The following is a 23,431-nucleotide window of genomic DNA, read 5'->3' as shown; positions in this document are numbered from 1 at the left end:
TCTTCATGGCGCAGCACGCTGCGCCGTTAATTAAAAGGCATACAGCCACGGCACAATGATCACGCTGACCAACATCACCAGCAGTGTGAATGGCACGCCCATGCGGACAAAATCACCAAACTTATAGTTCCCTGGCCCCAGCACCAACGTATTTACCGGCGAAGAAACTGGCGTCATAAACGCAGCCGACGCGGCAATGGCGATAATCATGGCGAATGGATACGGCGAAACGCCCATTTCGCGCGCAGCCGCGATGGCTATCGGTGCCATCAGTACCGCAGTCGCCGTGTTGGAGATAAACAGCCCGATAGTGGCGCACAGTGCAAACAGGCACAGCAGCATCACCCGCGGCCCCGCACCACCGGCAACGTCCATCAATCCGCGGACGATCAAATCCACCCCGCCGGTTTTCTGGAGTGCCTGAGCAAAGGGCATCATGCCGACAATCAAGATAATGCTCGGCCAGTGGATCGACTTATAGGCACTTTCCATGTCGATGCAGCGGAACTTGCCCATCAGTAAACAGGCAATCAATGCGGCGATCGGGTTTGGGATCTCGTCAGTCAGCATCATTGCCACCATCAACGCCAAACAGAATAATGCGTGTGGAGCCTGGGTGATCGCCGGTGCGACCTCGTCGACCTCAGCCGGTAGATTGAGCACGATAAAATCGTGGGTTTTCGCCTGCAGTTGACGAATCGCTTTCCAGTCGCCTATCACCAACAAAATGTCGCCCAATGCCAAGGGCTCATCCACCAGTTTGCCAGACAGGGTTACACCATGGCGACGGATCCCGACTACGTTCAGATCGTAACGGCTTCGAAAGGCAGATTCGCGCAAACTTTTGCCCAATAGCGTTGAATCGGGGATTAACGACACTTCCGCCATACCCACGTTGCGCGATTGTTCGGAGAAATAATCGCCGCGTAATACCATCGGCTCCAGTTGCTGCTCGCTGCAAAACTCGCGGAGATCCACCTGGCTGTCCGACATGTCGAGCAAAAGCACATCCCCTTCGCGCAGTTCAGTGCTGCCGGATGCGCTTACCATCACACGCCGGAAGCGCTTCCAGCGTTCAATCCCCACCACGTTTGCGCCGTAACGGGCTCGCAGGTGCACTTCGTCGAGCGAACGCCCCACCAGCGGAGACCCGTTTCGGATAGCCAGCCGGCGCGCCCTGCCCGTCAGCTTGTAGTCACGGATCAGATCGCGGAAAGTACGCCGGTGCCAGGTTTCCCGGGTTTTATCACCGTCGTCATTGCTCAGCCAGCGGCGGGCCACCAGCATGTAACCCACGCCCAGCACCAATACCGCCAAGCCGACGGGCGTCACGCCGAAAAAGCCAAAACCGCTAATGCCTTCACGCACCAATTCGCTGTTCACCACCATGTTAGGCGGCGTCGCCACCAGCGTCATCATACCGCTAATCAGACCGGCAAAACTCAGCGGCATCATCAACCTGCCCGGGGCAATTTTCATCCGTGCCGCGACGCTCAGCACCACCGGAATAAAGATTGCCACCACGCCTGTCGAGCTCATGAACGCACCCAGGCCCGCCACGGTGACCATCAGCAACATCAACATCTTGGTTTCACTGCTACCGGCAACTTTCACCAACCAGTCGCCCACCTGATAAGCCACACCGGTGCGTACCAACCCCTCTCCGATCACAAACAGCGCAGCGATCAGAATCACGTTGGGGTCGCTAAACCCCACCGTCGCCTCAGACAAGGTCAGTGTGCCGCTCAGCACAAAGGCGATGATGACCAACAACGCCACAACGTCCATGCGCAGCTTATTTGTGGTAAACAGCACAATGGCGATCAACAGTAAACTCAGCACCCACAGTAATTCGCTGTTCAAAACGGCCTCATCCGGCAGAGATATCCAAGGGCTTAAAAAGTAGCATAAAAAAACCCCGCCGATGCGGGGTCTAATCAATTAGGGTGAAGATAGGGAACGTCGCGTTAGACTACCTGACGAATCTCTGCACCCTGTTCCGTTTTGTCTACGGCAATCTGCTCAAGCGAAGTCAGCAACAGATCGACCTGGTCCCGCTTTGGCGCATCGGCAGGTGCATTGACTGCAATCACCTGGCAGCCCGCGGCCAAGCCAGAAAGAATACCGGCAGCGGCGTCTTCAACCACGACGCAATCCTGCGGCGCCAACCCGAGACGTTCGGCACCCAGCAGATACGCATCCGGCTGCGGTTTGCCATGTTTTACCTGTTCGGCAGTAATGAAAACGTCAGGTTCCGGCAAACCACCCGCGCGGCGGCGAGCGGTCGCCACCGGGATCGAGCCGGAGGTAACGATCGCCCACGGGATATCGAGTTGATCCAACCGCGCCAGCAACGCCGCTGCCCCTGGCAAGGCAGTCACACCATCGGTGTCCTGCGCTTCTACTTGTTCCAACAGCAGGAACTCTTGCTGAATGGCAGCCTCACTTTCACCCGGCATAAAGTGACGCAACGAGGTAATGGCCTGTTTACCGTGAATAAAATCCAGTACGTCCTGCGGATTAATGCCACGGCGTGTGGCCCAATTGATCCAGGCGCGCTCTACCGCCGGCAGCGAATCCACCAACGTCCCATCAAGATCGAACAGAAAACCCTTACACTCCACAGGAAACCTCTTTATTCAGGCATTAATAATTTGCGCTATCTCAACGGCGCTCAAATGATACTGACGTGGGCATGACAGCCAGATCGCTAGCATACGCTGGTACTTTTCCCACATTTTGGTTTGGGCGTTAAAGCCGTGGCTGCCGGAATCGAAATGAGTATAACGTCCTTCGGTATTAACAAGGAAACGCACGTAGCTCAAATGACGAGCCTCGGTGGCAGCGTCAAAACCGAGAAACGCCAGCCGACGTGCTTCAATCCCCTGCTTTTCCTTCAGGTTATCCCAGGAAACCTGCAATGCATGGTGCATTTCCATCACATTAATAATGGTGCGGCACACGTCTTCGCTCATCTCACCAAAATCGCGGTCCAGCTCGCGCATCTGCAGACCGAACCCCCGTTCAATGATGGTCTGCAGGCGACGGTAACGTTCGGCGTTATCCGGATCGAGCAGAGTCATCATCTTGTATTGGTTGGACAGGATTAGCCGTTGGGCGTGGGTCATTTCCATCGTAATTTCCTCGATAAATTGCTTATGACGGAAGCATCGCACAGCGCAATATCACAGGAAATCACAACTCGCCGGTTCTTTGATTTGAACGGGGGTTATTCGTCACCGCAGTAAAAAGGCCGCTGAAGAATGCGGCCCTTTTTGATGTTACAGGTCATCCAGGAAGGTTTTATCCAACTGCTTGAAGGCGCGCTTCAACAGGTCGGCCAGAGCCTGGTACGTTGGTGTGCCTTCTACCGGCGCCACAGCCTGGCCAGCCTCCGTTAACTTATTGCGTACCTCGTGGTACCACTGCAACAGCGTTGGCGGCAATGGCGTGATCGAACGACGCCCCAACCACCACAAGCCTTGCATCGGCATGCTACAGGCGAACAACGCCGTGGCAATGGCCGGCCCCAACTGCCCCCCAAGGGCAATCTGCCAGGTCAGGGTAAACACCGCCAGCGGCGGCATGAAGCGGACGGCAAAACGGGTGGCACTCGCAACGCGATTCTCCGGAAAGACCGGAGCCAGACGTTTGTCTGACGGCCAGGTTTTCATGTAATGCTGCCCGCGCTGGAATACCTGAAACCAGCTTACGGAACCGGACGGTTTGCTCGTCATCGCGTACCTCAACGTCACAAAGAAAAATAAGGGCACGGCAAACACAATACTAAAAAATTTGAAGCTTTAAATTTATTTTGTGTTTGCCTCAGGCTATCGGTATCCTAAGCCGGCCTTTTGGCCGGTAGAAGATGACAAGAATTCTGTCAACTTTTAGCCCTATAAAAATCAAGATTACTTAAACCGCAGAGAAATCATCGGTTTTTTCATCGTCATGTGGTTTGTGCAATTCACATGATGTTAATCATAAATGTCAACGGCATTATGCGCTACGCTTGTTGTCTGATTGACGATTAATTCACCACGTGTTTTGGTATTTCCTTTAACAACACGAACTATTTAAGTAGGTACTTCCATGTCGAGTAAGCTAGTACTGGTCCTTAACTGCGGCAGTTCTTCCCTGAAATTCGCTATCATCGATTCTGTCAACGGTGAAGAACACCTCTCCGGCTTAGCCGAATGTTTCCACCTGCCTGAGGCTCGCCTCAAGTGGAAGATGGACGGCGCCAAACATGAAGCTGCTCTGGGTGCCGGCGCTGCGCACAGCGAAGCACTGAACTACATTGTTAATACTATTCTGGCACAAAAACCGGAGCTTTCAGCACAGCTGACCGCTATCGGCCACCGTATTGTGCACGGCGGCGAGAAGTTTACCGCTTCTGCTGTAATCAATGACGATGTCCTGCAGGGTATCAAAGATGCAGTACCTTTTGCACCACTGCATAACCCAGCACACCTGATTGGTATCGCTGAAGCCTTGAAATCCTTCCCTAAACTGGCTGATAAAAACGTGGCTGTGTTCGACACGGCGTTCCACCAGACCATGCCGGAAGAATCCTACCTGTACGCCCTGCCGTACAGCCTGTACCGTGACCACAGCGTTCGTCGCTATGGCGCACACGGCACCAGCCACTTCTATGTCACTCAAGAAGCGGCAAAAGCGCTGAACAAGCCCGTTGAAGAAGTTAACCTGATCACTTGCCACCTGGGCAACGGCGGTTCTGTAACTGCAGTGCGCAACGGTAAATGTGTTGATACCTCCATGGGTCTGACCCCGCTGGAAGGCCTGGTCATGGGCACCCGCAGCGGTGACATCGATCCAGCTATCATCTTCCACCTGCATGACGCACTGGGCATGAGCGTTGATCAAATCAACAAAATGCTGACCAAAGAATCCGGCCTGCTGGGCCTGACCGAAGTCACCAGCGACTGCCGTTATGTCGAAGACAACTACGAAACCAAAGCCGACGCCAAGCGTGCAATGGACGTATTCTGCCACCGTCTGGCCAAGTACATCGGCGCATACAGCGCATTGATGGATGGCCGTCTGGACGCGGTGATCTTCACTGGCGGTATCGGTGAAAACGCCGGCATGGTGCGTGAGCTGACCCTGGACAAACTGGGCCTGCTGGGCTTCGAGATTGACCACGAGCGCAACATGGCTGCGCGTTTCGGTAAATCCGGTGCCATCACCAAAGACGGCAGCCGCCTGGCGCTGGTTATCCCGACCAACGAAGAATTGGTCATCGCGCAAGACGCATCCCGTCTGACCGCGTAATGCTTTCCGACACCGTCAGCCCAGGCTGGCGGTGCTGTTTTAGCCTTCATACTTGAAGCCGCAGCCACATTGACTGCACGCGTTTGCCGTCTGGCTGCAACTTCAACTATTTTGGCTATAGCCTCATGTCAAATCGTGAAGAGGACTATTCTGTGTCACGTACAATTATGTTGATCCCCACTGGCACCAGCGTCGGCCTGACCAGCGTCAGCCTGGGTGTCATCCGCTCCATGGAACAAAAAGGCGTTAGCCTGAGCGTGTTCAAACCTATCGCTCAGCCACGCACTGGCGGCGACTCGCTTGACCAGACCACCACCATCATCCGTAGCAGCAACTCCACGATTACAGCCGCTGAACCGCTGCGTATGAGCTACGTTGAAGGCCTGCTGAGCTCCAACCAGCAAGACGTGCTGATGGAAGAAATCGTGGCTCGCTACCACGAAAACACCAAAGATGCAGAAGTGGTGTTGATCGAGGGCCTGGTACCGACCCGTAAGCACCAGTTCGCCAATGCGCTGAACTATGAAATTGCCAAAACGCTGAATGCGGAAATCGTCTTCGTGCTGGCGCTGGGCAACGATTCCCCAGCACAGCTGAAAGAGCGCATTGAGCTGGCTCGCAGCAGCTTCGGCGGCAGCAAAAATAAAAACATCACCGGCGTGATCATCAATAAGCTTAACGCTCCTGTTGATGAGCAAGGCCGTACCCGCCCTGACCTGTCCGAGATCTTCGACGATTCCACCAAGGCCAGCATCACTCATGTTGAGCCGGCGCAACTGTTTGCCAACAGCCCGCTGCCAGTATTGGGCTGCGTGCCGTGGAGCTTCGATCTGATTGCGACCCGTGCTATCGATATGGCTCGTCACCTGAAGGCCACCGTGGTCAATGAAGGCGACATCATGACCCGCCGCGTGAAGTCTGTGACCTTCTGCGCACGCAGTATCCCGCACATGCTGGAACACTTCCGTCCAGGCTCACTGCTGGTCACCTCAGCGGACCGCCCTGACGTATTGGTTTCCGCCTGTCTGGCAGCCATGAACGGCGTAGAAATCGGCGCCATTCTGCTGACCGGTGGCTATGCCATCGACGAACCGATCAGAAAACTGTGTGAACGTGCTTTCCAAACCGGCCTGCCGGTATTTATGGTCGACACCAACACCTGGCAGACCTCGCTGAGCCTGCAAAGCTTCAACCTCGAAGTGCCGGCAGATGACCATCAGCGCATCGAGAAAGTGCAGAACTACGTGGCCAGCCACATCAACGCCGAGTGGATCGAATCACTGACGGCAACCTCCGAGCGTTCACGCCGCCTGTCTCCGCCAGCATTCCGTTACGAACTGACCGAACTGGCGCGTAAAGCCGGCAAACGCATCGTGCTGCCTGAAGGCGACGAGCCGCGTACCGTGAAAGCAGCAGCCATCTGTGCCGAACGCGGTATCGCAGAATGCGTGCTTTTGGGTAACCCAGAAGAGATCCAGCGTGTCGCAGCCGCTCAAGGCGTTGAATTGGGCAAAGGTATCGAGATTGTTGATCCCGTCGCCGTTCGCGAACAATACGTGCCACGTCTGGTTGAACTGCGTAAAAGCAAAGGTATGACCGAAGTGGTTGCTCGTGAGCAACTGGAAGACAACGTCGTTCTCGGTACGCTGATGCTGGAGAAAGGCGAAGTCGACGGCCTGGTTTCTGGCGCGGTTCACACCACCGCCAACACCATCCGTCCACCGTTGCAGTTGATCAAAACCGCACCGGGCAGTTCGCTGGTGTCTTCCGTGTTCTTCATGCTGCTGCCTGACCAGGTTCTGGTTTACGGCGACTGCGCGATCAACCCGGATCCAACGGCAGAGCAGCTGTCTGAGATCGCTATTCAATCAGCAGATTCCGCTGCCGCCTTCGGTATCGAACCACGCGTCGCCATGATCTCCTACTCTACCGGTAACTCCGGTGCGGGTAGCGACGTTGAGAAAGTGCGTGAAGCGACGCGTCTGGCACAGGAAAAACGTCCTGACCTGATCATCGATGGCCCACTGCAGTACGACGCAGCCATCATGGCCGACGTAGCCAAGTCCAAAGCCCCTAACTCACCGGTTGCAGGCCAGGCTACCGTGTTCATCTTCCCAGACCTGAACACCGGTAATACCACTTACAAGGCAGTACAACGTTCTGCGGATCTGGTGTCCATCGGGCCAATGCTGCAAGGCATGCGCAAACCGGTGAACGACCTGTCCCGTGGCGCGCTGGTAGACGACATCGTTTACACCGTCGCACTGACCGCCATCCAGTCTTCCCAGGCTGATGCGGCAGCAGCCAAAGCCTGATAATTCCTGAATTATCAGATAAAAAGCCGGTCAATTGACCGGCTTTTTCTTTTCCACACCGCTTACTGCAGTTTCCCCCCTCTTCATAAAGTCCCTCTCCTGTGCGCCAAAACATGCTTCTCATTGCGGCGTCCGGTTTTAATGCGTCGAGAACTCGCTTATCCAGCTATCCCAGACGGGGATCGGCTGGAGCTCATCCAACAGATAGTCGATAAATGAACGCACCTTCGGATTGCTATATCTGCTGGGAAAATAGAGGGCATAGAGAGCATGGGTGTCGTGAGTCAATTCGCCATCCAGTGCCAAGGGGACCAGGGCTCCCTGTTGTATAGAATCACTTAACAAATAGGTCGGGAGATAGGCAATTCCCTGATCTTCAATAGCTGACTTGAGTAGCACCAGGCTGCTGTTTGCTTGAATAGGCGTTCGTTTTTTTAACTGGTGCGTCACGCCCTGCTCATCGATACACCTTTCTCTCGGGGTTAAACCCGGATAAATAAGGCAATGATGCCGAGTTAACTCTTGAACGGATTTGGGTTTCCCATATTTTCTGAGGTAATTAGGACTGGCGCAATAGGCCCAGTTAATAGTCGCCAATTTACGCATGGCATAATTATCAGGAGGGGACGAAGACACCCGCAATGCAATATCAACATTGACTTCATTAAGATTAACAAAGTTATCATTAAGATCGATATGAAAATCAACATCAGGACAATTCTTGCGAAAATGATTAACCAGTGTCACCAGGTGTGTATAACCAAAGGCTATAGAACAGGTTATCCTTAATTCCCCTTGAGGGTGATTATAGTAACCTGCCGTTGTATTTATTGATTCATCAAAATCCAACAACAGTTGCGATGCTCTATTGTATAAATACTGCCCGGGCTCGGTAAGGGTAAAACTCCGCGTTGTTCTTTTCAGTAACGTTGTCCCTAATTGATTTTCCAGCTGCGATAGGCTTTTGCTCACCGCAGACGGCGAGACATTCAGCTGAACTGCGGCTTCCGATAACCCACCACACTCGACGATCTTGACCAGGATCTCTAGTTGTTTTAACGAAGCCGGATTGCTCATTTTTTCCTTTCGTTCACGAGTGATTTCATTAAATGGTACGAATGGCGCATTACATTGATTGAAATAAAATGTAATTATTAACAACAGAAACATTATCCGTTTTTAATTTTAAATACAGCACCAAAGGGTGATCGCAATCACAAAATAAATAATCAATAAAAATAGCCAATAAAAAAGTGACTTCAGTCACACGTGAAAAAATGATGAAAAAGGAATCAATATGTGGAAACATTTAGAGCCTTACCGATCCTCACTTATTCTATTGCTCGCATTAACACTGGGGGGAGCATTAGGTATCTATGCACCTGAGATAGCGTTGAAATTACAGGCTATAGGCAAAATATTCCTGAATTTATTATTTATGATAATTGTCCCTTTGGTCAGCGTTAGCGTTATGTCATCAATTGCAGGTATGACGGACCTGAAGAAACTCGGCCGCATCATGGGAATTATCTTCGCCGTTTCCATTATGATGGCGCTGATACCGGCGGCAGGTATTGTGGGTTTGGCAACGCTGTTTGATCCGGCACAGGGCGTGGTGATTGAGCTGACGGAAAAGTTCAACGCCGGGGGCGGTGAGATGGATTTTGTCAGCATGGTTACCGCCAATGACTTTGTTGGGTTATTGTCCAAATCCAACATTCTGGCGTTGATTATCATGTCGGTTATCGCCGGGATCGCCATTGGGCAATCCGGTGAGCAAGGCAAACGGATTTCCAACTCGTTAAACGATCTGAATGCAGTCATCATGAAGATTGTGTCCATCATCATGAAAGCGGCCCCCGTCGGTTTAGGCTGTTATTTTGCTTCAACCATGGCAAGCCAGGACTCACAACTACTGATCACCTTTGCCCGAGCTATTGGCCTGTTTTTCCTGGCAACACTGCTGTATTTCGTGTTCGGTTCCATTTTTTACTCCTGGATTGGCGGCGGCGTCCCTGCGGTACGCGCATTCTGGAAAAATGCCATCGAGCCTTCAGCAACGGCATTGGGAACCTGCTCTTCTCTAGGAACGTTGCCCGTCAATATTCGCGCCGGTAAAGCCATGGGTATCGATCCGGAAATCGTCGATATTGCCTTGCCTCTGTTGGTAAACCTGAATAAAGGCGGTGTGGCGATGATTGCCGCATTGAAAATCGTCTTCATCTTTGCCGTGTTGGGGTTGGACTTCACGATGGAGACCTTCTTACTGACCATGCTTATCTCTGTACTTTCGGCGATTATTGTTGGCGGCGTACCTGGCGGAGCATTCCTTGGCGAAATTTTCATTGTGACGACACTGGGGCTCCCGTTGGAAACCATTCCGATGTTGGTGGTTCTCGGTACCATTACCGATGCCCCCGCCACCTTAATCAACGTCATCCATGATTTAAATGCCGCGCAGATTGTTGAACGTTTTTCTGGCAAGAAATCGGCAGTTACCGCACATCAGACAAATGTTCCCCTAATAAAAGAAGAAAGCGCTTTATAGAACCCCATTCGTTACCCATTGGATTAATAATCGATAATAAGCAGGTAAATTATGACGTCTAAAAAAATAGAAACTGCCTTGGTCACTGCGGGTCGCAAACCGAAATTTACCCAGGGTTCGGTAAACTCGGTAATACAGCGCGCATCCTCATTAATTTTCAGCTCAGTTAAAGCGAAAAAACAGGCCACGGCAAACCGTGCCAAAGGTGAGTTATTCTATGGTCGCCGAGGTACCCTGACACATTTTTCATTCCAGGACGCCATGACGGAGTTAGAGGGTGGCGCAGGATGCTCTCTTTACCCCTGCGGGGCTGCCGCAGTGACCAATGCCATTTTGGCCTTTGTCGCCAGTGGCGATCATATTCTGATGACTGGGGCAGCTTATGAGCCCACACAGGATTTCTGTAATAAGGTATTAGCACGCTTGGGTGTGGCGACGACATATTATGATCCACTGATAAGCGCTGGCATTGTCGACCTTATTCAGCCAAATACCAAAGTGGTATTTCTTGAGTCACCGAGCTCCATCACCATGGAGGTTCAAGATGTCCCCGGCATGGTAAAGGCTATCCGCGCGGTTAATCCTGATATTGTAATCATGATTGATAATACCTGGGCTGCAGGCATCTTATTTAAAGCGCTGGATTTCGGCGTGGATATTTCTATTCAGGCCGGGACCAAATATATCATTGGTCATTCCGATGCCATGTTAGGCACCGCGGTATCAAATGCACGCTGTTGGGATCAACTGCGCGAGAATTCTTATCTCATGGGGCAAATGGCCGATGCCGATACAGCCTATGTTGGCAGCCGGGGATTGAGAACGTTGGGCGTACGATTAAAGCAACACGAGGTAAGCAGTATCGCCGTCGCAAAATGGCTGGCTAATCGCCCCGAGGTGGCGCAAGTCAATCATCCGGCACTCCCTTCCTGTAAAGGGCACGAATACTATCAGCGGGATTTCACCGGCAGCTGCGGATTGTTTTCTTTTGTGCTTAAACAGCGGTTAACCGATGAACAGGTTGCCCATTATCTGGATAATTTTGAGCACTTCAGCATGGCGTATTCGTGGGGCGGGTTTGAATCACTGATCTTGGCCAACCAGCCTGAGGAACTCAACGAAATTCGCCCTGCCGGCAAAGTAGATTTCACCGGGACACTCGTGCGTGTGCACATTGGCCTTGAAAATATCGAAGATTTAATTGCCGATCTGGAAGCGGGTTTTGCACGGCTGGCATAAACAAGGTTAAACAAAAGCCGGTCGACTGACCGGCTTATTCATTGCAAAAGCCCATCAGGCATTTTCGTCGCTATCGCGTAGCGGCTTGCCATAGGCCTGCTCATTGTTGCGTGTCAGCCACAGCGACAGTGCTTTGAGTGAGTCGGGCGTGAATTCGTCACAGCGTGCGGTGATTTCTTCCGGCGTCAGCCAGCTCACCTCGGCCACTTCTTCTTCTTGCAAAGCAAACGGGCCATGGGAAACACAGCTAAACAGTGCACCCCACACCCTGCACTGCTCTTCTTCGAAGTAGAACAGCCCATGTTCGGCAAAAGGCACGCCAGCAATACCCAGCTCTTCTTCTGCCTCGCGGCGCGCGGAATCCAGCACATTCTCCCCGCTTTGCACTACGCCACCCGCAGTGGCATCCAGCCAGCCCGGATAGAAGTCTTTGATGTCGGTGCGACGTTGCACCAGAATTTTTCCCATTCCATCATGCACCACAATATAGGTAGCACGATGACGTAGCCGTTGAGCACGCATCTGTTGGCGACTGGATTGAGCAATCACTTCGTTTTGCTCGTCGACGATATCAACCCACTCGGTATCTGCAGCCTGACCCTGTTCCGCCATCCTCTAAAACCTTCTATTTTGGCGCGATGCATCCCGCGCACTGGTTAATCAATGAGTGTTTTTCAAAGATTTTTATTGTGTGTGTATAAATTAGTGCGTTAATGCCACCTCTGCAACAGCCTTGCCGCTGTCCAACGTGACCACACTTAAAATGCCGTCCTCCAGTATGCCATAGCTGGCGGGAAAGCCCCCTTTCGGAATGCTGACCGACCCTGGATTAAAGCAGTAAATATCCCCCTGCCGTTCCGCCTGCGGCAAATGGCTGTGTCCATAGACCAGCACATCTCCGGCAGATAACGGCGGCAGTGCGGAAGGATGATAAAGGTGACCGTGGGTTAAAAACAATCGTCTTTTTTGCAATAGCACCTGCTGCCAAGACGCTGTGATAGGAAATGACAGTAACATCTGATCAACTTCGCTATCACAGTTGCCGCGAACGGCGATGATCTTGTCGCTATAGCGATTCAAATGTTCAGCAACCTGCGCCGGCTGATATCCCGCGGGTAACGCGTTTCGTGGCCCATGATTCAGCAAATCACCCAGCAGAATCAGCCAGTCAGCACCGCTTTGTTCAAAACGATCCAGCACGCTTTCGGTGGCGGGGAGCGAACCGTGAATATCCGAGGCAAATATCAGCTTCATAACCTTGTCCTTAATAAGGAAATAAGCGCTATTTTAGCGCGCCGCCAGTGCACGGCAAACCGCAGATTTACCTGCGGAGAATTGTGAGGCATCTTGTGGAGATAGCATCAGACGAATCTCACATAGCCTGCTATTCTTAGCTGCTATTGTAGGTAATCCTATAGAAAGATCTTTGATATACCTTTGTGCGCGGCGAAGACCGCAACACCGTGTAATGATTTACAGATCACCTTACCGCAGGAGGCAACATGATTGACCTGTATTACGCGCCTACTCCAAATGGTCACAAGATTACCCTGTTTCTGGAGGAGGTTGGCTTACCCTACCGTATCCACCGCGTAAACATCAGCGCCGGCGATCAGTTCAAGCCGGAATTTCTGAGCATTTCCCCCAACAACAAAATCCCTGCTATCGTCGACCAGCAGCCGGTTGATGGCGGAGCCCCTATCAGCCTGTTCGAGTCCGGTGAGATTCTGCTGTATCTGGCTGAGAAAACCGGCAAGCTATTGAGCAAAGGGCTACGTGAACGCGCCGCTACGCTGCAGTGGTTGTTCTGGCAGGTCGCCGGATTTGGGCCGATGCTTGGACAGAATCACCATTTCAACCATTACGCCCCACAACCCGTCCCTTACGCCATTGAACGTTACCATCTGGAAACCAAGCGCCTGTATGCCGTTCTGGAAGCCGAGCTGCAAAAGCACCCGTACCTGGGCGGTGACAACTACAGCATCGCCGATATTGCGACTTACCCTTGGGTCGTGTCACACCCCCGTCAACGTATCGATCTGGCGGATTACCCGGCAGTGCGTAACTGGTTCGAGCGTATCAGTAACCGCCCGGCAACCGAGCGGGCTTACAAACTGGCTGAGCAGGGCTAAATGTCCAACTCCCCGGCCTCCGGGGAGTTTCCCCCGGCTCGTTATCTTTTCCTTACTTTCCGTGTATTCTGGGCGCAAATAATCAGACCTGTGGAGATTCTCTGATGTCATTCAGTCAACCCGACGCCATTATTCGTATAAAAAACCTGCGGTTGCGTACTTTCATCGGTATCAAGGAAGAAGAAATCAACAACCGTCAGGACATCCTGATTAACGTCGTGATCCATTACCCGGCGGATAAAGCGCGCGACAGCGAAAACATTGACGATGCTCTTAACTACCGAACCATCACTAAAGCCATCATCCGTCATGTGGAAGATAACCGCTTTGCCCTGCTGGAAAAATTAACTCAGGATGTGCTCGATATCGTGAAACAACACGCCTGGGTAACCTATGCTGAAGTAGAAATAGATAAACTATTGGCTCTGCGCTACGCCGACTCGGTTTCGATGACCATGAGCTATCGCCGGGCCTGAAACTACAGCTTCAGGGAGAATCGACCATGCGGATCCTGATCACCGGCGCCACAGGATTGATAGGGAGCAGCCTGACGCAGCGGCTGCTGGGCCTTTCTCACCAAATTACGGTGTTAAGCCGCAACGTGCAGCACGCGCGTGAACGTTTTGGCGAACAGGTAGATTATTGGTCAACGCTGCAAGATAAGTCCTCGCTGGAGGGCTTTGATGCCGTGATTAACCTGGCCGGTGAGCCGATCGCCGACAAGCGCTGGAGCAAGGCGCAGAAAGAACGCCTGTGTCACAGCCGTTGGGATCTGACCGAACAGTTGGCAAAGCTGATTAACGCCAGCAGCACGCCGCCCAGCGTGCTAATTTCCGGCTCAGCAACCGGCTACTATGGCGATCAAGACCAGGCCGTCGTTACCGAAGACGAAGTTCCGCACGACGAATTCACCCATATGCTGTGTCAACGCTGGGAGTCATTGGCGCTCCAAGCGCAAAGCAATGCCACCCGCGTCTGTCTGCTGCGCACCGGCGTCGTCTTGGCAGCCAAAGGCGGCGCACTGGCGAAAATGCTGCCCCCCTTCCGTATCGGGCTCGGTGGGCCAATGGGTACGGGTCGCCAATATCTGCCGTGGATCCATCTGGATGACATGATTAACGGCATTATTTATTTACTGGATCACCAGACCCTGCAAGGGCCGTTCAATATGGTCGCCCCTTATCCCGTTCACAACGAGCAGTTTACCGCGCAACTCGCTAACGTCCTCGATCGGCCGGCATTTTTACGCGTGCCGGCATTCGCCCTGCGTTTATTGATGGGAGAAGCCGCGGTATTGGTGCTGGGCGGGCAACGGGCAGTGCCGAAACGTCTGGAAGAGGCCGGTTTCAGCTTCCGTTTTTTGGAATTGGAACAAGCCTTGGATGATGTTATCAATCAGCGGCAAGACGATCGCTGAAGATCGGAACGGGGCCAGAAAGATCCGGCCCCGCCAAACGGCTATTTCAATGCGCCGGAAAGAAACTGCTGCAACCGGGTACTCTTCGGATTACCAAACAGCTCGGCCGGCGGACCTTGTTCTTCAATCAGCCCCTTATGCAGGAAAATCACGTGGTTGGACACATGGCGTGCAAACTCCATTTCATGTGTCACTACCACCATGGTTTTACCCTCTTCAGCCAGCTTCTGCATGATTCGCAGCACTTCGCCAACCAATTCAGGATCCAGGGCTGACGTCGGTTCATCAAACAGCAAGACTTCTGGTTCCATCGCCAATGCCCGGGCGATCGACACGCGTTGCTGTTGACCGCCGGACAAGTGCACAGGATATTTGCCGCGGGCACGCTCGTCGATGCCCACTTTATCCAGATAGCGGACAGCGCGCTCACGCGCCTCCGTCTTGCTCAGCCCCAACACTTGCACCGGTGCTTCCATCACGTTCTCCAACACCGTCATGTGGCTCCACAGGTTGAAGTGCTGGAACACCATCGTCAGGCGGGTACGCAGCAGTTGCAGCTGTTTCTTATCAAACACCTTCAACTGGCCATCTTTGTCACGCACCATACGAATGTCTTCGTTGTTCAGGCTGATAGAACCTTCGCTCGGTTTCTCCAGGAAGTTAATGCAGCGCAAAAAGGTACTTTTACCGGAGCCGGAAGATCCGATGATGCTAATCACATCCCCGGCGTTGGCCGCCAAAGATACGCCTTTCAACACTTCATGGTCACCGTAGCGCTTGTGCAGTTCAGTGACGGCTAATTTATTTTCAGACATAGTTTCTTCCCGTCATTTATCAGTGGCTAACATGCGCCATCCAGCGCTTCTCCGCTTTGCGGAACAGGCTGATTAACACGTAAGAGATAATCAGATACAGCACCGCCGCAATCCCGAAGGCATAGAACGGCTGATAGGTCGCCGCATTAATGTCGCGTGCGATTTTCAGCAGGTCCGGTACGGTGGCGGTAAACGCCAGCGCGGTGGAGTGCAACATCAAGATCACTTCGTTGCTGTAGGCCGGCAACGCGGTCCGTAACGCCGAAGGCAAAATAATGCAGCGATACATCTTAAAGCGGGAAAAACCGTAGGCGTTGGCCGCCTCGATCTCACCGTGCGGCACCGAACGGATAGCCCCGGCGAAGATCTCGGTGGTGTACGCGCAGGTGTTGAGAGTCAGCGCCAAAATGGTGCAGTTCAACCCACTGCGGAAGAACGCATTGAGGAACTCGCTGCCACGCACAATCTCCAGGCTGTACATACCGGAATAGAACACCAGTAACTGCACATACAGCGGTGTACCACGGAATACGTAGGTATAAAGCCATACCGGGAAGCGGACCCATTTGATGGAGGAGACACGCGCCACCGCCATCGGAATGGCCAGCAGACCGCCCATCACCACCGACGCAATGAGCAGCCACAGCGTGACCGCCACACCGGTGAAACGATAGCCGTCGCTCCAGAGCAGCGATTGCCAGTATTGGTGCAAAATATCGATCATAGCTCGGCCCTCTTCACGCCCAGTGAGTAACGCCGTTCAAGCCACAGCAACACCCCGTTGGAAACCGTGGTGAAAACCAGATAAACCACGCCAGCCACAATCGCGAAGAAGAACGGTTGGTAGGTACCTTTACCGGCCAACTGAGTGGCTTTCACCACATCATTAAGACCAAGAATAGACACCAGTGCCGTTGCCTTCAGGATCACCTGCCAGTTGTTGCCGATGCCCGGCAGGGCGAAGCGCATCATCGCAGGGAACAGAATGCGACGGAAAATCTGCGAACCGGAAAAACCATAGGCGGTTGCTGCTTCGATCTGCCCTTTCGGGACGGCCATATAGGCACCACGGAAAGTTTCAGTGAAGTAGGCACCGTAGATAAACCCGAGGGTAATGATCCCCGCGCTGAGCGGATCGATATCAATTTGTGAGAAGCCAAGCAGTTCGGTGAGGTTGTTGAGCGCAATTTGAAGGCCGTAGAAAATCAGCAGCATCAGCACCAGATCGGGTACACCGCGGATCAGCGTAGTGTAAGCACCGAAAATCATCGATATCAGTGGGTTATGTGAAAGTTTACCGCCAGCGCCGATCAGACCAATCACCACCGCCAGCACTACGGAACTGAGGGCCAGCTCCAGCGTCACCAAAGCGCCCTCAAATATCAATTGGGAATAGCCTTGCAGCATTTACTTCACCCTGTCGTCATTGGATCCCGAACCATCGGGGCCGGTGGACCGGCCCCGAAGTCACAACATGGAACGGTGCGCGGAATTACCCGCCGTAGACGTCAAAGTTGAAGTATTTCTTCGCAAACTTGTCGTAAGTACCGTCTTTGCGCATGTCGGCAAAGGCTTTATCTAATGCGGCCTTCAGTTCGGTATCTGTCTTACGCAAGCCCATACCGGTGCCGACACCAAAGAATTTGTCATCCTTCACCGACTCGCCGGCAAACGCGTAGTTTTTGCCTGGAGGCTGCTTCAGGAAGCCATCGCTGCCTGCCACTTCGTCCTGGAAAGCGGCATCAATACGGCCAGATGCCAGGTCGGCGTAAACCAGATCCTGGTTCTGATAAGGCACAACGGTAATGCCCTTAGGCTGCCACATAGCGTTGGCATAGGCTTCCTGAGTGGTACCTTGCAGCACGCCGATACTTTTGCCTTTCAGCGCATCCACGGTAGGCAGCAGCTTCGAGCCTTTCGGCGCGATCAGACGGGCGTTAGCGGCATACAGCTTGTCGGTGAAGGCAATTTCCTGCTGGCGTTTTTCGGTGATCGACAGAGAAGAGATAATGGCGTCAATTTTCTTCGCCTTCAGGGAAGGGATCAGCGCGTCAAAATCGCTTTCCACAAAGGTACATTGGGTATTTATGCGTTTGCACAGCTCTTTGGCCAAATCGATATCAAAACCGACCAGCTCACCTTTGGCATTTTTAGACTCAAAGGGGGCATAGGTCGGATCGGTACCTATCTTCAGCGTCGATGGTACGGCGGCAAATGCGCTGCTTACCGCGCTCAAAGCCAAGACTAAAGGAAGAACCTTAACCAGCTTTTTCATAAATTACCCTCAAATTGATTTTTTGATGCCACTGCGGGCATTACTTTTCCACCAAATCAATTTGCAGTAATCGTGCCACATTTGTTGCTGTAGGCGGAGGGAACGGCTCCGGCCTTCACAAAACTGTTTCCTGGGACGATAACTGCAAAATTAAATCGGCCAGTCTTGGCCGCGCCACGGGCAGTGGATAAATACCAAAGCCTTGAAACAGTGAACGTGATGAAGTGGGATCATTATGGTGCATGCGCCGCCCTAAATCAGTGCGGTGTTGCACAAATGTACCAAATTGGGGAGAAATTTGTTAATTAGAACCTTGCCAGCGGGCAAATAAATCCTTCGGTAATTCAATGTCGAATTGATCAACCACCCGGTTTACGGTTTGATCGATAATGTCTTCGACACTCTCAGGGCGGTGATAAAACGCCGGCACTGGCGGCATAATGACTGCCCCCATTTCCGCAGCCTGGGTCATCAGCCGCAGGTGGCCAATATGCAATGGCGTTTCACGCACGCACAACACTAACCGGCGGCGCTCTTTCAGCACCACATCCGCAGCACGTGTCAGTAAACCGTCGCTATAGCTATTGGCGATACCCGATAACGTTTTGATCGAACAAGGTAAAATCACCATACCTGCCGTTTTGAACGAACCGGACGAAATGCTGGCGCCAATATCGCGAGAATCATGCACTACATCGGCCAGCGCCTGCACTTCACGCAGGCTGAGCGGAGTTTCCAGCGACAACGTTTGCCGCGCGGCGTTGCTCATCACCAAATGGGTTTCCACCTCTGCAACGTCGCGTAATACCTGCAGCAAGCGCACGCCATAGATTGCGCCACTGGCGCCGGAAATACCGATGATGAGTCGTTTCATAAAACTGGCCTCTGCCACGAAAAAGATAAGATCAGGCAGACTTTGCCGCAATGGCGAGGGATAAGCAAGTCAGGGAGGGATAATGCACTGCGACAGACGCCGCAGTGCACCTTGGTAGCACAACGCAAGCGCTTAACCTTCGTTATGCATTTCCAGATTTTCTGCTTCGGTTTGACCACGCATTTCTTTGGCGTCGTCGTTACGCAGCGATTCCAGATACTCGAGATAGCTTTGATCGACGTCTTTGGTGACGTAAATACCGTTAAATACCGAGCATTCGAACTGAACGATATCCGGGTTCTCTTCACGCACGGCTTCGATCAGATCGTCCAGGTCTTGGAAAATCAGGCCATCAGCACCGATGATCTGGCGGATTTCATCCACTTCACGCCCATGTGCAATCAGCTCATTGGCACTCGGCATATCGATGCCATAGACGTTAGGGAAACGAACCTCCGGTGCCGCGGAAGCCAGATAAACCCGCTTGGCGCCAGCGTCGCGCGCCATCTCGACGATCTGCTCTGAGGTCGTGCCGCGCACAATGGAGTCATCCACCAGCAGCACATTCTTGTCGCGGAATTCAGCACGGTTGGCGTTCAGCTTACGACGTACCGACTTACGGCGTGCCTGTTGGCCCGGCATGATGAAGGTACGGCCGACATAGCGATTCTTCACGAAACCTTGACGGTACGGCTTATCCAGGATGCGTGCGATCTCCAGTGCGATATCGCAGGAGGTTTCCGGGATCGGAATCACGACATCAATATCCAGATCTTCCCACTCGCGAGCAATCTTCTCCCCCAGCTTCTGCCCCATACGCACACGGGCGCTGTAGACCGAAATCTTGTCCATAAAGGAGTCAGGACGAGCGAAATAAACGTACTCGAACAGGCATGGGTTGGTTTTCGGATTCTCTGCACACTGGCGCGTGAACAATTGGCCCTTATTGGTGATATACACCGCTTCGCCCGGCGCCACGTCGCGCAAGAACTCAAAGCCCAGCGTATCCAGCGCCACGCTTTCGGAAGCCACCATATATTCATTACGGCCATCTTCCAGCGTGCGTTTGCCGATGACTAACGGGCGGATGCCGTGCGGGTCACGGAATGCCAACAGGCCATGGCCGATGATCATCGCGACACAAGCGTAAGCACCACGCAGCTGCTGATGCATGGCGGCAACGGCAGTGAAGACGTTGTCGGACTCCAGCGGATAGTGTTGGAAGCGGTCCAGCTCACTGGCCAGCACGTTCAGCAGAATCTCAGAGTCGGATGTGGTGTTGATATGGCGGCGACCGCTTTCGAACAACGTCTGGCGCAGTTCATGGGCATTGGTCAGATTGCCGTTATGTGCCAGCGTAATGCCGAACGGTGAGTTTACATAGAAAGGTTGAGCCTCTGAAGCACTGGAGCTGCCAGCCGTCGGGTAACGCACATGGCCAATACCCATGTTGCCCTGCAAACGCTGCATATGGCGTGCCTCAAACACATCCTTCACCAGACCGTTTGCTTTACGCAGGCGGAACCCGTTATGGGCATCAATGGTGACGATGCCTGCGGCATCCTGGCCACGGTGCTGAAGCACCGTCAGCGCATCATAAATCGACTGGTTTACCGGCATAAAACCGGCGATACCGACAATACCGCACATGTTGTCTTTTCCTCATCAGCGCTACCGCCCTGGTAAATGGGTCGGTAAGAAACTCGACGTGCTCTGCAGGTAGTCAAAGAACCACCTGATGATGTAACTGAACTGGGGAATAAGCTGCGACTGTTTCCAATCGGCACTTTGTGAAAAACCAGTAAAGGTATCCAGGAAAAACAGTATCGCCGAAACGATCAACACGCCGCGCAGTGCGCCGAAACAGACGCCCAGCACCCGGTCGGTGCCTGATAACCCGGTTTTCTCTACCAGTGAGCTAATCACATAGTTAACAATAGCTCCTACGATCAGGGTCGCAATAAACAAGATTGCAATCGCGATACCGTTTCGCACCAGTTCATCTTCAAAACGAGTGAAGTAGACCGCAAGGTAAGAGTAGAAATGGCTGGCAACAAAAAACGCACATCCCCATGTCACAAGTGACAATGCTTCGCGAACAAACCCTCGGATCAGGCTCACCAGAGCCGAAAATCCAATCACCGCTATAATGACGTAATCAATCCAGACCATGAACTATTCCAATAATGAATCGCCCCTGCCCCCTTCATCTTTCATACCGCATCTGCGTTGGCTGCCTTGATACGACATGAAATCTAACGGGTGATCCAATTCGCGGCGAATTCTAACAGAAAAAGAAAACGTTTGCGTAGGGGTTTTCCTACCACGTTACAAATAAAAAGCGGCGATAAAAAAATTCCCAACCGCCGCGCCTACATAGGCCATTTCAGCTACGAAAGGCACAGTTTATTTAATGATTATACTGGCACGCATAGGTTTAGGGGCACAGCATGCTGTGCCCCTTTCTCTTAACGTACGCCGTATGGCTTCACCTGGCCGCTCAAACCGCTGAGGGAGTTCAGCGCAGGCAATGAAGACTGCAGTTTCTGTTTCGAGGCGTCTGGACCGACGTAAATCCGAGTAATCTGCCCCTGTACCGGTGTGGATGGCACGGTGAAAGCACGATAGCCGGACAGCCTGAGCGACGCGACCACTTCGTTCACCTTGGCAGCATTCTTCAACGCCCCCAGTTGCACCACATACGCTTGCCCTGCCGGTGCTTTCTCTTCCGCCGGTTTCTGCACAGGTGCAGGTTCAGGCTTCGGTGTCGGTTCTGGCTTCGGCTCAGGTTTGGCTACCGGCTTCACTTCCACCGGTTTCGGCTGCTGCACCGGTTTTGGTTTCACTTCCACCGGCTTGGTTTCTACCGGTTTAGGTTTCGGCTGTGGCGTTGGCGTCGGCGTCGGTTGCGGACGCGTCTCGACCGGTGCCTGCGTGACCTGAGCCGGCTTCTGCGCGGCCTGCTGCGTCGCCGCCTCATTAGCCGCCTGCTGTTCAACCAATGCACCTGCGCCTTCCGGCGGTTGTGCCGGCAATGGCTGACTTACCGGTGGCACCACGTCGTTCTCTTCCACATCACCGGCCTTCGGCACCAATGGAATGGCTGCGAATTCATCCTCGTAATGTTTCTTTTTACCGTCCAACAGCCCTGGCAGGATAATCACCCCCAGCGCAACCAGAATCACGGTACCCACCAATCGGTTTTGAAATTTACTTGCCACTCACACTCCCCGCATCTCGTCTAACGCCGCCATCACGTGTGCAACGGTGTGGAACGATCCACAGACGATCACAATATCCTGTTTTTCAGCGTCCTGCATAGCCTGACGCCAGGCAGTTTCGACATCGGTAAACTGCCGCGGTTCCGTTAAATATTGCGCCAACAGCTCAACACTGGCACCGCGCGGCCCTTCAAGCGGCGCACAGTACCATTCATCGACCTGCTCACTCAGACAGGCCAGCGTACCGGCAATATCTTTGTCCGAAAGCATCCCCACCACGGCACGTACTTTGCCACCATTACGCGGCAACGTCGCCAGGCGACCAGCCAAATAACTTGCCGCGTGCGGGTTATGCGCCACGTCGAGGATCAATGTCGGTTCACGCCCCACAATCTGGAAACGTCCCGGTAAGGTCGCCTGCTGCAGACCGGCGAAAATCGCCCGCTCATCAATTTCCAACGCAGAATAATGCAATGCAGCCAGTGCGGTCGCCGCATTGGCTAAGGGCACGTTTGGCATCGGTAAGTCAGTCAGCAAGGTACCGCCGCCTTCCCACTGCCAGCGCTCACCCTGTTCGCTAAAGGTCCAGGCCTCGCCGCGGCGATACAGTTGCGCACCCAGAGTGTCCGCCACTTGCCCAATGGTTGCCGGCATATCCGGTTCCCCCACGACGGCGGGCTTACCGCCACGGAAAATCCCGGCTTTTTCGCGGCCAATGCTTTCGCGGTCGCTGCCCAGCCAGTCGGTGTGATCCAGTGCAATGCTGGTCACCACTGCCACGCTCGGGTCGACGATGTTGGTCGCGTCCAGACGCCCACCAAGACCAACTTCCAGGATCACCACGTCAAGCTTAGCTTGTTTGAACAGTTGCAAGGCCGACAGAGTGCCAAATTCGAAATAGGTCAGTGACGTTTCACCCCTGCCCGCTTCAATGACGGCGAATGAACGGCTGTGTTCGGCTTCGCTCAGCTCATCACCTTGAATGCGCACCCTTTCGGTATAACGTACCAGATGTGGTGAGCTGTAGACGCCAACGCGCAACCCCGCCTCCATCAAAATCGCTTCCAGAGTGCGGCACGTGGTGCCCTTGCCGTTAGTGCCGGCAACGGTGAACACCGTCGGTGCAGGAGTGAGTAAATCAAGGTGCTCCGCAACGCGTTGTACGCGTTCCAGGCCGAGTTCGATCGCCTGGCTGTGCAGACGTTCCAGATAAAAAAGCCACGAGCTCAATGGCGACGTGGCTTGGGGAATTTGGTGGTTTTGCATGAGTCCCGTCACTGAACTTGGGTTCATTAATCCA

General features: G+C 53.2%; 23 protein-coding genes. 7 read left to right on the top strand and 16 right to left on the bottom strand.

The genetic code is table 11. From position 1 onward, the window contains the following. Nucleotides 1-30: 30 nt before the first annotated feature. The 4 genes from JOE25_RS22035 to yfbV form a co-directional block, all read right to left on the bottom strand. Nucleotides 31-1,926 carry an SLC13 family permease gene (locus tag JOE25_RS22035; RefSeq protein ID WP_209639045.1) on the bottom strand — a complete coding sequence of 632 codons (1,896 nt, stop codon included), beginning with the start codon at nt 1,924-1,926 and terminating at the stop codon, nt 31-33. A 41-nt stretch (nt 1,927-1,967) separates the two neighbouring features. Beyond that, nucleotides 1,968-2,624 (bottom strand): sugar phosphatase, encoded by a 657-nt coding sequence (locus JOE25_RS22030; RefSeq protein ID WP_209638915.1) that lies wholly within the window; start codon nt 2,622-2,624, stop codon nt 1,968-1,970. Nucleotides 2,625-2,639: 15 nt separating this feature from the next. Continuing rightward, entirely contained in the window at nt 2,640-3,134 is a 495-nt protein-coding gene (locus JOE25_RS22025; protein WP_037421009.1) for a YfbU family protein, read from the bottom strand. 147 nt (nt 3,135-3,281) lie between these two features. Beyond that, nucleotides 3,282-3,737, bottom strand: coding sequence for a terminus macrodomain insulation protein YfbV (yfbV, locus tag JOE25_RS22020; protein WP_209638913.1), 456 nt, complete (start codon nt 3,735-3,737; stop codon nt 3,282-3,284). Between the two features lie 355 nt (nt 3,738-4,092). Here yfbV and ackA point away from each other — a divergent pair, with 355 nt between their 5' ends. Next, a complete protein-coding gene (gene ackA, locus JOE25_RS22015; protein WP_209638911.1) occupies nt 4,093-5,295 on the top strand; it encodes an acetate kinase in 1,203 nt (400 codons plus the stop codon). A gap of 152 nt (nt 5,296-5,447) precedes the next feature. Further along, nucleotides 5,448-7,610: a phosphate acetyltransferase gene (gene pta, locus JOE25_RS22010; RefSeq protein WP_209638908.1), complete on the top strand. Its 2,163-nt coding sequence runs from the start codon at nt 5,448-5,450 to the stop codon at nt 7,608-7,610. A gap of 138 nt (nt 7,611-7,748) precedes the next feature. Here the strand turns inward: pta and JOE25_RS22005 are convergent, their stop codons facing one another. Further along, on the bottom strand, nt 7,749-8,687 hold the full coding sequence (locus JOE25_RS22005; protein ID WP_209638906.1) for a LysR family transcriptional regulator: 939 nt from the start codon (nt 8,685-8,687) through the stop codon (nt 7,749-7,751). 220 nt (nt 8,688-8,907) lie between these two features. Between JOE25_RS22005 and JOE25_RS22000 the strand changes: the two genes are divergently transcribed. Together JOE25_RS22000 and metC are read left to right on the top strand one after the other, a co-directional pair. Beyond that, nucleotides 8,908-10,158, top strand: coding sequence for a dicarboxylate/amino acid:cation symporter (locus tag JOE25_RS22000; RefSeq protein ID WP_209638904.1), 1,251 nt, complete (start codon nt 8,908-8,910; stop codon nt 10,156-10,158). 48 nt (nt 10,159-10,206) lie between these two features. After that, the gene (gene metC, locus JOE25_RS21995) at nt 10,207-11,397 is read left to right on the top strand and encodes a cystathionine beta-lyase (RefSeq protein ID WP_209639043.1); all 1,191 of its coding nucleotides are present in this window, start codon (nt 10,207-10,209) and stop codon (nt 11,395-11,397) included. Between the two features lie 54 nt (nt 11,398-11,451). Here the strand turns inward: metC and yfcD are convergent, their stop codons facing one another. Beyond that, nucleotides 11,452-12,009 (bottom strand): NUDIX hydrolase YfcD, encoded by a 558-nt coding sequence (gene yfcD, locus JOE25_RS21990; RefSeq protein ID WP_209638902.1) that lies wholly within the window; start codon nt 12,007-12,009, stop codon nt 11,452-11,454. Nucleotides 12,010-12,099: 90 nt separating this feature from the next. Next, entirely contained in the window at nt 12,100-12,651 is a 552-nt protein-coding gene (gene yfcE, locus JOE25_RS21985) for a phosphodiesterase (protein WP_209638900.1), read from the bottom strand. 248 nt (nt 12,652-12,899) lie between these two features. On the opposite strand from yfcE, the gene yfcG reads away from it, so the two are divergent. The 3 genes from yfcG (at nt 12,900) to JOE25_RS21970 (ending at nt 14,946) form a co-directional block, all read left to right on the top strand. Further along, nucleotides 12,900-13,529, top strand: a complete 630-nt coding sequence (yfcG, locus tag JOE25_RS21980) for a GSH-dependent disulfide bond oxidoreductase (RefSeq protein WP_209638898.1) — start codon at nt 12,900-12,902, stop codon at nt 13,527-13,529. Nucleotides 13,530-13,633: 104 nt separating this feature from the next. Next, on the top strand, nt 13,634-14,005 hold the full coding sequence (folX, locus tag JOE25_RS21975) for a dihydroneopterin triphosphate 2'-epimerase (protein WP_012146035.1): 372 nt from the start codon (nt 13,634-13,636) through the stop codon (nt 14,003-14,005). A 26-nt stretch (nt 14,006-14,031) separates the two neighbouring features. Beyond that, the gene (locus JOE25_RS21970; protein ID WP_209638896.1) at nt 14,032-14,946 is read left to right on the top strand and encodes a TIGR01777 family oxidoreductase; all 915 of its coding nucleotides are present in this window, start codon (nt 14,032-14,034) and stop codon (nt 14,944-14,946) included. A gap of 41 nt (nt 14,947-14,987) precedes the next feature. Here JOE25_RS21970 and hisP read toward each other — a convergent pair whose 3' ends face one another. From hisP to folC, 9 genes are all read right to left on the bottom strand, one after another. Continuing rightward, on the bottom strand, nt 14,988-15,761 hold the full coding sequence (gene hisP, locus JOE25_RS21965) for a histidine ABC transporter ATP-binding protein HisP (RefSeq protein WP_209638894.1): 774 nt from the start codon (nt 15,759-15,761) through the stop codon (nt 14,988-14,990). Nucleotides 15,762-15,780: 19 nt separating this feature from the next. Beyond that, entirely contained in the window at nt 15,781-16,485 is a 705-nt protein-coding gene (locus JOE25_RS21960; RefSeq protein ID WP_209638892.1) for an ABC transporter permease, read from the bottom strand. Next, on the bottom strand, nt 16,482-17,168 hold the full coding sequence (locus JOE25_RS21955; RefSeq protein ID WP_209638890.1) for a histidine ABC transporter permease HisQ: 687 nt from the start codon (nt 17,166-17,168) through the stop codon (nt 16,482-16,484). Before JOE25_RS21955 ends, JOE25_RS21960 begins: the two co-directional genes overlap by 4 nt. A gap of 85 nt (nt 17,169-17,253) precedes the next feature. Next, nucleotides 17,254-18,036 carry a histidine ABC transporter substrate-binding protein HisJ gene (gene hisJ / locus JOE25_RS21950; protein WP_209638887.1) on the bottom strand — a complete coding sequence of 261 codons (783 nt, stop codon included), beginning with the start codon at nt 18,034-18,036 and terminating at the stop codon, nt 17,254-17,256. Between the two features lie 301 nt (nt 18,037-18,337). Then, nucleotides 18,338-18,910 carry a UbiX family flavin prenyltransferase gene (locus tag JOE25_RS21945; RefSeq protein WP_209638885.1) on the bottom strand — a complete coding sequence of 191 codons (573 nt, stop codon included), beginning with the start codon at nt 18,908-18,910 and terminating at the stop codon, nt 18,338-18,340. 132 nt (nt 18,911-19,042) lie between these two features. Continuing rightward, the gene (purF, locus tag JOE25_RS21940; protein WP_209638883.1) at nt 19,043-20,560 is read right to left on the bottom strand and encodes an amidophosphoribosyltransferase; all 1,518 of its coding nucleotides are present in this window, start codon (nt 20,558-20,560) and stop codon (nt 19,043-19,045) included. Between the two features lie 21 nt (nt 20,561-20,581). Then, nucleotides 20,582-21,082 (bottom strand): colicin V production protein, encoded by a 501-nt coding sequence (cvpA, locus tag JOE25_RS21935; protein ID WP_020827869.1) that lies wholly within the window; start codon nt 21,080-21,082, stop codon nt 20,582-20,584. A gap of 296 nt (nt 21,083-21,378) precedes the next feature. Beyond that, entirely contained in the window at nt 21,379-22,131 is a 753-nt protein-coding gene (gene dedD, locus JOE25_RS21930; RefSeq protein WP_209638881.1) for a cell division protein DedD, read from the bottom strand. After that, the gene (gene folC, locus JOE25_RS21925; RefSeq protein WP_209638879.1) at nt 22,132-23,397 is read right to left on the bottom strand and encodes a bifunctional tetrahydrofolate synthase/dihydrofolate synthase; all 1,266 of its coding nucleotides are present in this window, start codon (nt 23,395-23,397) and stop codon (nt 22,132-22,134) included. Between the last annotated feature and the right edge of the window lie 34 nt (nt 23,398-23,431).

The sequence above is a fragment of the Serratia sp. PL17 genome (assembly GCF_017832355.1).
Taxonomy (GTDB): domain Bacteria; phylum Pseudomonadota; class Gammaproteobacteria; order Enterobacterales; family Enterobacteriaceae; genus Serratia.
This window is presented reverse-complemented; position numbering and strand designations above follow the sequence as displayed.